1 protein-coding gene is annotated in these 467 nt (G+C 69.0%); it reads left to right on the top strand.

All coding sequences use genetic code 11. From position 1 onward, the window contains the following. A partial coding sequence (locus FQ755_RS14305) for a phosphate acyltransferase (RefSeq protein WP_260858577.1) occupies window positions 1-467 on the top strand: 467 nt, incomplete at both ends.

Here is a 467-nt window from a genome sequence, read left to right as displayed (position 1 = left end):
ATTCGGGCGTGGCCACGCGCCCGATCGCCGACATGGACGCCTATCGCGAGCAGCTCGGCGCGACCGTCTATCGCACCGGCATGGTGATGCGCCCGGTGTTCACCGCGGCCAAGGCCAAGGAGGCGCGCATCGTGTTCGCCGAGGGCGAGGACGAGCGCGTGCTGCGCGCCGCGCAGTTCGTGCTGCAGGAGAAGATCGCCAAGCCGATCATCATCGGCCGCCCTGCGGTGGTCGAGATGCGCCTGAAGAAGATCGGCTCGAAGCTGCGCGCCGGCACCGACTTCGAGATCGTCGATCCCGAGGACGACCCGCGCTACCAGCAGTGCTGGCAGGCCTACCACGAGCTCGGCGCGCGCGACGGGGTCACGCCCGAGCTCGCCAAGGCCGCGCTGCGCAAGTTCAACACGCTGATCGGCGCGATCCTGGTCCACCTCGGCGATGCCGACGGCATGATCTGCGGCATGATC

The organism is Paraburkholderia sp. BCC1885 (assembly GCF_900996235.1).
Classification (GTDB): Bacteria; Pseudomonadota; Gammaproteobacteria; order Burkholderiales; family Burkholderiaceae; genus Paraburkholderia.
Note: the sequence above shows the minus strand (reverse complement) of the source record. Positions and strands in the feature narration are given on the sequence as shown.